Annotated in this window: 5 protein-coding genes; 1 reads left to right on the top strand and 4 read right to left on the bottom strand. The window is 67.4% G+C overall.

What is annotated here, in order from left to right:
• Positions 1-82 precede the first annotated feature (82 nt).
• Entirely contained in the window at positions 83-1,519 is a 1,437-nt protein-coding gene (hldE, locus tag B1C78_RS12830; protein ID WP_077279567.1) for a bifunctional D-glycero-beta-D-manno-heptose-7-phosphate kinase/D-glycero-beta-D-manno-heptose 1-phosphate adenylyltransferase HldE, read from the bottom strand.
• A 112-nt stretch (positions 1,520-1,631) separates the two neighbouring features.
• On the opposite strand from hldE, the gene lpxL reads away from it, so the two are divergent.
• On the top strand, positions 1,632-2,579 hold the full coding sequence (gene lpxL, locus B1C78_RS12825; protein WP_077279566.1) for an LpxL/LpxP family Kdo(2)-lipid IV(A) lauroyl/palmitoleoyl acyltransferase: 948 nt from the start codon (positions 1,632-1,634) through the stop codon (positions 2,577-2,579).
• A gap of 186 nt (positions 2,580-2,765) precedes the next feature.
• Here the strand turns inward: lpxL and B1C78_RS12820 are convergent, their stop codons facing one another.
• The 3 genes from B1C78_RS12820 to B1C78_RS12810 are packed head-to-tail and all read right to left on the bottom strand — an operon-like array spanning position 2,766 to position 6,348.
• Positions 2,766-4,250 (bottom strand): ArnT family glycosyltransferase, encoded by a 1,485-nt coding sequence (locus tag B1C78_RS12820; protein WP_077279565.1) that lies wholly within the window; start codon positions 4,248-4,250, stop codon positions 2,766-2,768.
• Positions 4,247-5,350 (bottom strand): glycosyltransferase, encoded by a 1,104-nt coding sequence (locus B1C78_RS12815; protein ID WP_077279564.1) that lies wholly within the window; start codon positions 5,348-5,350, stop codon positions 4,247-4,249. Before B1C78_RS12815 ends, B1C78_RS12820 begins: the two co-directional genes overlap by 4 nt.
• The gene (locus B1C78_RS12810) at positions 5,347-6,348 is read right to left on the bottom strand and encodes a glycosyltransferase family 9 protein (RefSeq protein ID WP_077279570.1); all 1,002 of its coding nucleotides are present in this window, start codon (positions 6,346-6,348) and stop codon (positions 5,347-5,349) included. Before B1C78_RS12810 ends, B1C78_RS12815 begins: the two co-directional genes overlap by 4 nt.
• Between the last annotated feature and the right edge of the window lie 31 nt (positions 6,349-6,379).

Here is a 6,379-nt window from a genome sequence, read left to right as displayed (position 1 = left end):
TCAATCCATATCAGGAGCCCGGCCCTCCGGGCGAACGGCCGGGCCTCAAAACCTTCGCCCGGAGGGCCGGGCTCCTACGAGGTTAACCCCGGATCAGATCGATGATGCCGCTGGTGGAGGCACCCTCCACATAGGGCAATACTTCCACGCGTCCGCCGGCTGCTTGCACGCAATCCGCGCCGGCGATCGCCCCGGGCCGGTAATCGCCGCCTTTCACCAGCACGTCCGGTCGCACGGCGCAAATCAGGCGCTCCGGGGTGTCCTCGGAGAACGGCACAACCCAGTCGACGGATGCCAGCCCGGCGAGCACGGCCATGCGCCGAGTCAGCGTATTCACGGGCCGCCCCTCACCCTTGAGCCGGCGCACGGAGTCATCGTCGTTGACCGCCACGATCAGCCGGTCACCCAGGCGGCGCGCCTGCTCCAGGTAGGCCACGTGACCCTCGTGCAGCAGGTCGAAGCAGCCATTTGTCATCACCAGGCGCTCGCCCATGGCGCGCGCCTCCTCCACGGCCAACAGCAGGTCCGGTTCCGCGAGCAGGCTGCTCCAGCCGCCGCGCTGGCTGCGCAGCGCGCCGCGCAGTTCCGCCGGTGTCACGAAACCCGTGCCCAGTTTGCCCACCACGATGCCGGCGGCCAGGTTGGCCAGCGCCGCGGCCTCGGCGAGATCCCGACCGGCGGCGAGCGCCGCGGCCACCACCGCGATCACCGTGTCGCCGGCACCGGTCACGTCGAAGACCTCGCGCGCCCGGGTGGGCAGATGCAGCGGATCGTGGCCCGCGCGCACCAGCAGCATGCCGCGTTCGCTCAGGGTGATCAGCATCGCGTCGAGATCCAGTTCGACGCGCAACCGTTCGCCCCTTTCCGCCAACTGGTCATCGTGGGCGCAGTGCCCGGCCACCGCCTCGAACTCGGCGAGATTGGGTGTGATCAGCGTGGCCCCGCGGTAGCGCTCGAAGTCCAGGCCCTTGGGATCCACCAGCACCGGCACATCCGCAGTGCGCGCCGCGGCAATCAACTCCGGCGCACGTTCCAGTGTGCCCTTGCCGTAGTCGGAGAGCACCAGCGCAGAGAGGCCGGACGAGACCGCCGCGCGCGTATCCTCCAGCAAGGCGCCCGCGTCCGCGCCGTTCAGGCGCTGTTCGAAGTCCAGCCGCAGGAGCTGCTGATGCTGACTGATGACACGCAGCTTGGTGATGGTGGGCACGCCAGGGCAGACGTGAAATCGACACCGGATGCCGGCGGCGTCCATGAGCCGCCGCAGGGAAGCCCCCGCCTCATCCTCGCCAACCATGCCTGCGAGGCTCGCCTGCACTCCGAGACGCGCCATGTTCAATGCCACGTTCGCGGCACCGCCCGGCCGTTCCTCCGTGTCGGCCACCCTGACCACCGGCACCGGCGCCTCCGGCGAGATGCGCGAGGCGGACCCGGTCCAGTAGCGATCCAGCATCAAATCGCCGAGGACCAGGACCCGGGCCTGTTCGAACGGCGGCAACGACTGGTTTACGGCTGTCTCCACGGCGCGCGGATCTCAATACGGGACGACGGCGGCCATGATATCACGGTGCAATATCGCCGCCTTTGGGGCTTGCGCCGCCCCCTGCTAGAATGCCCGCTTTGCCCGATCCCCCATGGCCAAGGACAAACCCGCCCCGAATCTCGGACATCCGCGCCACTGGCCCATGTGGCTCGGTGTCGGCATGCTCTGGATGGCCACCCGCCTGCCCTGGCGCCTGCAGATCCGCATGGGCGAACTGTTCGGAGACGTAGCCTGGTTGCTGGCCAGGCATCGCAGGCACGTGGCTCAGGTCAACATCGACCTCTGCTTCCCCGACCGGGACCCCGCCGAGCGCCGCCGGCTCGTGCGCGAGCACTTCCGCGCCATGGGGGCGGCGCTTTTCGAGACGCCTTTCGGCTGGTGGGCCGACGACAGCCGTCTTCAGCCGCTGGCCCACATCGAGGGGCTCGAACACCTGAAGGCGGCGCTGGCCCGGGGCAAGGGGGTGCTCCTGCTCTCTGCGCACTTCACCACCCTGGAGATCACGGGCCGGCTGCTGGTGCCCCACCAGCCCTTTGCGGCCATGTATCGGCCTCACGAGAACCCGGTGCTGGAATACTGCTTCCGGCGCAACCGTGAGCGACACTGCCTGCGCGCAGTGCGCCGGGACAAGGTCAAGGACGTCATCCGTGCCCTGAGAGACAACCTGGTGGTCTGGTACGCACCCGACCAGGCCTACAAGGCCAGAAACAGCACCATCGTGCCCTTCTTCGGTGTCCCTGCAGCCACCAACAACGCCACGGCACGGCTGGCCAAGGTGAGCGGCGCACCGGTAATACCCTTCTTCAGCCACCGCCTGCCGGACCGCAGCGGTTACCGGCTGGTGATCGGTGAGCCGCTGGAGGGTTTCCCGGTGGATGACCCGGAGGCCGATACACGACGGATCAACGCGGTCATCGAGCAGGCGGTTCTGCAGGCCCCTGCCCAGTACTTCTGGACACACCGACGCTTCAAGTACAAACGCCGCTGGGGCATCCCCGACCCTTACGCGAAAGGATCCGGCAATCAACCCACCCGGTAGGAGCGGCGCCCTCGCCGCGAACATTCCGGTCTCCGGTTGAAAAGCGAACCGCGAAGGGCGCGAAGGTATGCGCCAAGGACGCGAAGGTTTACAGATCATGACTTCCTTTGCGCCCTTCGCGCAGACCTTGGCGTACCTTCGCGGTTCGCTTTTCAACCGGGATGTTCGCTATTCGCGATAGGAGCTCTAACACCTCTGCTCAAGACTCGCCTCCTGCGCCGACATGAGCACGACTCCCAGTGCGGCTCCCTGCACATCCGTCTGCAGGATCGTGAGATCCGCGCCTGCGATGTCCAAGTCGAGGTGAGTTGACAGCCAGTCCCGCAGATGGCGGGGCGGTTCGTCGTTGCGGTCGGCGTCCCAGACCACCAACAGGTCCTCGCCGGGCCCGCAGACGAGCGGGTCACCGGTCACGCCCGGATACATGACCCGGCTGTCCGGCAAGCGGAAACGCAGGTTGCCCGCAATGAAGGCGCGATCGGCGACGATCAGGCCCCGTTCAAAGCCCATGTTCCGGATCTCCGCCGTCAACTCCCCGTAGGGGTAGCTGTAGCGATGATGCCCGTCCAGCATGGGCCACTCATGTACCCGACCCGCCATCACCAGAAGCGCCAGCACCGGCATCACCAGGCAAACCGTCACGAAAACCCTGAGACGTGCCGGCGTCACCGCACCCGGTCGCAGCGCCGCAAACACATACAGCGGGAAGAGCAGCAGGATGGGCAGCATCCAGCGGTCCTTGAAGTGGGCCGCACCGAGGATCAACACCATGGCCGCAAGCAGTGCCAGGGCAAAGAGCAGGTAGCGACCCGGGGGAAAGCCACCGGGCGCCGCTTCAGCGCGACGCCACCTGAATGCCGCGAGAAAGTCGCGGCGGAATACCGCCAAAAGGACAAGCCATAGCGGCGTGAGAAAACCCAACACCGCCAGCGCCAGGCTGCCGAATCCGGACCACGGCCACAGCCCGTCGCCGAACTCCAGCTTGCCCATGGCGCGGGTGCCGAACTGGACGGAATCCCAGAACCACAGGGCGTGGGGAGCCAGCACCACCGCTGCCACCGCCGCACTGAGCAGGATGCGGGGCGAGAACAGGCGCACGCGGCCCAGGGGCATGGTCAACAGCACGCAGCCGGCGGCAGCGGCGAACACGGCATAGTTGTACTTGGACAATATCCCCAGGCCGAACACCAATCCGACCAGCAGGTAATGACCAATGCTGGGCCGCTCCAGCCAGCGCAGGAGCACATAGAAGCTGGCCGCCGCGACGGTAGTAACGATGACCGAGTGACTCAGATCCCGCTGTGACTCCCACACCACCTGCGGGATCAGCAACAGCGACAGGGTGGCCAGCACGGCCAGGTTCCCGTCGCGCAACAACCGCCGTGCCGACAGGTACGTAAACAGGTAGGTGAGAAACAGCAGGCTGTTCTTCAGGAGGGCAATGGCCAGCAGGTTCATACCGAAAACCTCGAAGGCCAGCTTCTGCAACCAGGCGTAAAGCGGCGGTTGCCCGGAGTAACCGGCCAGCCACCACTGCGTGACCACCACCTGTTCCGCCTCGTCCAGGTCGAGGACCGGGCTGCCGGTGGCACGCACCAGGATCTGGAGCGCGAAATAGCCCAGCAGACCGGGGATCAGCCAGCGCTCGAGGGGTGTGGCATCAGCCCTCACGAACGACCCGCCCCGGATACCAGCAGTTCCCGGTACACGCCAAGATTGCCCTCCACCATGGCGTCAATGGAAAAACGCGTCCGCACCAGCGCACGGCCCGCCTCTCCCATCCGGCGCGCCCGTTCGGGATCCTTGAGCAGTCCGATGACGGCCTGCGCCAGCGCGTCGGGGTCGGCGGGCGGCACCAGCACGCCGTTGTCCTCGCGAATGATCTCCGGCAAGCCGCCGGCCCGCGTGCCCACCAGCGGCACACCGGCGGCGGCCGCCTGCAGCAGCGACACGCCCAGCCCCTCCATGTCCGCGGGATGCACCACCAGATCCAGGCAGGGCAGGATACGCGGCAGGTCATTCCGGAAGCCGGCCAGCACCACGCGTCCGTCGAGCCCCATATCGTGGATGCGGGCGCGCAGTTCATCCTCCAGAGGTCCCTGGCCGAAGAGCAGAATGCGGGTATCGGGACAGGCGGCGAGGATCGCGGGCGCGGCGGTGAGCAGATGCCGATGGCCCTTGCGCACGATCAGTTGGGCGATGACGCCCACGGCACGCGCTTCAGGCGCGAGTGAGAACGTGCTGCGGAACCAGTCCCGGTCACAGGACTGTTCATAATCCGCCGTGTCCACCGCACTCGGCACACAGACGACCTTTTCGGGAGGCACCCCCTCAGCGAGCAGAACCTGCCGGATCGCCTCGGAGATGGTGACCACCCGGGCGAACAACCGGTACTTGAGCCGCGCCCAGAAGGCCGGTTCGGGATTATCCACCCGGCGTGAGAGCACCGCCGGCACACCGGCGCGTCGTGCCGCCAGTCCGCCCAGCACGTCCGCGCCGCGGCGACTGTGCAGATGCACCAGATCCGGACGGGTCTCGCGGATCACCCGCCGCAGGCGCCCGGCGAAGCCCAGATCCAGATCCCCGGCCATGGGCACCTCAAAGACGGCTTCGCAGTACGGCCGGGCGGCATCGGCGATGGAGGCATCCACGGGGCACACCAGGATGTTGGCCGCGCCCCGTGCCGCCAGCCCCTCCAGCAGGTAGCGCACCTGCAGTGCGCCGCCATAGAGGTGGCGGCCGGTTTCCACGTGCAGGACTCTGAAGCTCACGCTCTCACCTTCGCTTCGGGCAGAAGCCGCGCCACGTGTTCCACCACCTCTTCCACCGAGATTCCCGTCATGCAGTCGAAGGTTCCGCCGCAGGTGGGATTGCGCCGGCAGGGGGCACAGGGGAGATCGTGGTAGATCACCACGGTGTTGTCCCGTCCCGTATCCAGATACGGGCAGGTGGAACCGAACAGGGCGATGGTGGGCACATTGAACGCAGGTCCCATGTGGGTGAGCCCGGTATCCACACCGATGAGCAGCCGGGACTTCGCGATGATCGCGGCCGCCTCCGTCAGCGAGGTCTCCCCCACCCGGTTGTCCACGGCATCTCCTGCCGCCTGTTCGATACGCGCGGCTGCCTCGCGGTCCGCGGGGCCGCCCAGCAGCACAAGCCGCAGGTCCAGGTCCTCATGAAGTCGCCGGGCCAGCGCAGCCCAATGGACGTCCACCCAGTGCTTCTGGGGCCGCGTGGTGAACGGGCAACCCACGGCATAGCCGCCGGGTCCATGGGTATGGGCCAGCGCCTGCGCCGCGCCCTCATCCGCGGAGGAGAGGCCGACCTTCATCCAGAACGGATCCGTATCGAGCCCCAGCTCGGTCGCAAGATGCAGATACTCGGATCCAATGCGCCGGGGGTCGCCGCCGCCGCGGTCAACGACACGCGTCATCAGCAGGCGACTGCCCTCCCGCGAGCCGAGCCCCACCCGTTCACGGGCGCCTGACAACCAGGCCCACATGCCGCTCTTGAACAGACCCTGCAGGTCAAGCGCGAGATCGTAGCGCTCAGCGCGAAGCTCGCGCAGGAAGGCTCGCACCTCCCGCGTCAGCCGCCACCAGCGCAGGCTGCGAAACAGCGCCTTCCATTCATCCTTCGGCCAGACAACAACCCGGTCGAGTTCGTTGTTGTGCGCCAGCAGAGCCCGCGCCTGCGGCTCCACCAGCCAGGTGATACGCGCCCCCGGCCAGGTGCGGCGAATGGTACCGGGCAGCGGCGAGGCCATGACCACATCGCCGATGGCGGAGAGTCGGATG

The organism is Thioalkalivibrio denitrificans, from assembly GCF_002000365.1.
Classification (GTDB): Bacteria; Pseudomonadota; Gammaproteobacteria; order Ectothiorhodospirales; family Ectothiorhodospiraceae; genus Thioalkalivibrio_A; species Thioalkalivibrio_A denitrificans.
Note: the sequence above shows the minus strand (reverse complement) of the source record. Positions and strands in the feature narration are given on the sequence as shown.

What these genes read in the sequence shown, in the direction of transcription:
- lpxL (WP_077279566.1), top strand. Translation starts at nt 1,632, where the DNA reads ATGGCCAAGGACAAACCCGCCCCGAATCTCGGACATCCGCGCCACTGG.
- B1C78_RS12810 (WP_077279570.1), bottom strand. Translation starts at nt 6,348, where the DNA reads ATGGCCTCGCCGCTGCCCGGTACCATTCGCCGCACCTGGCCGGGGGCG.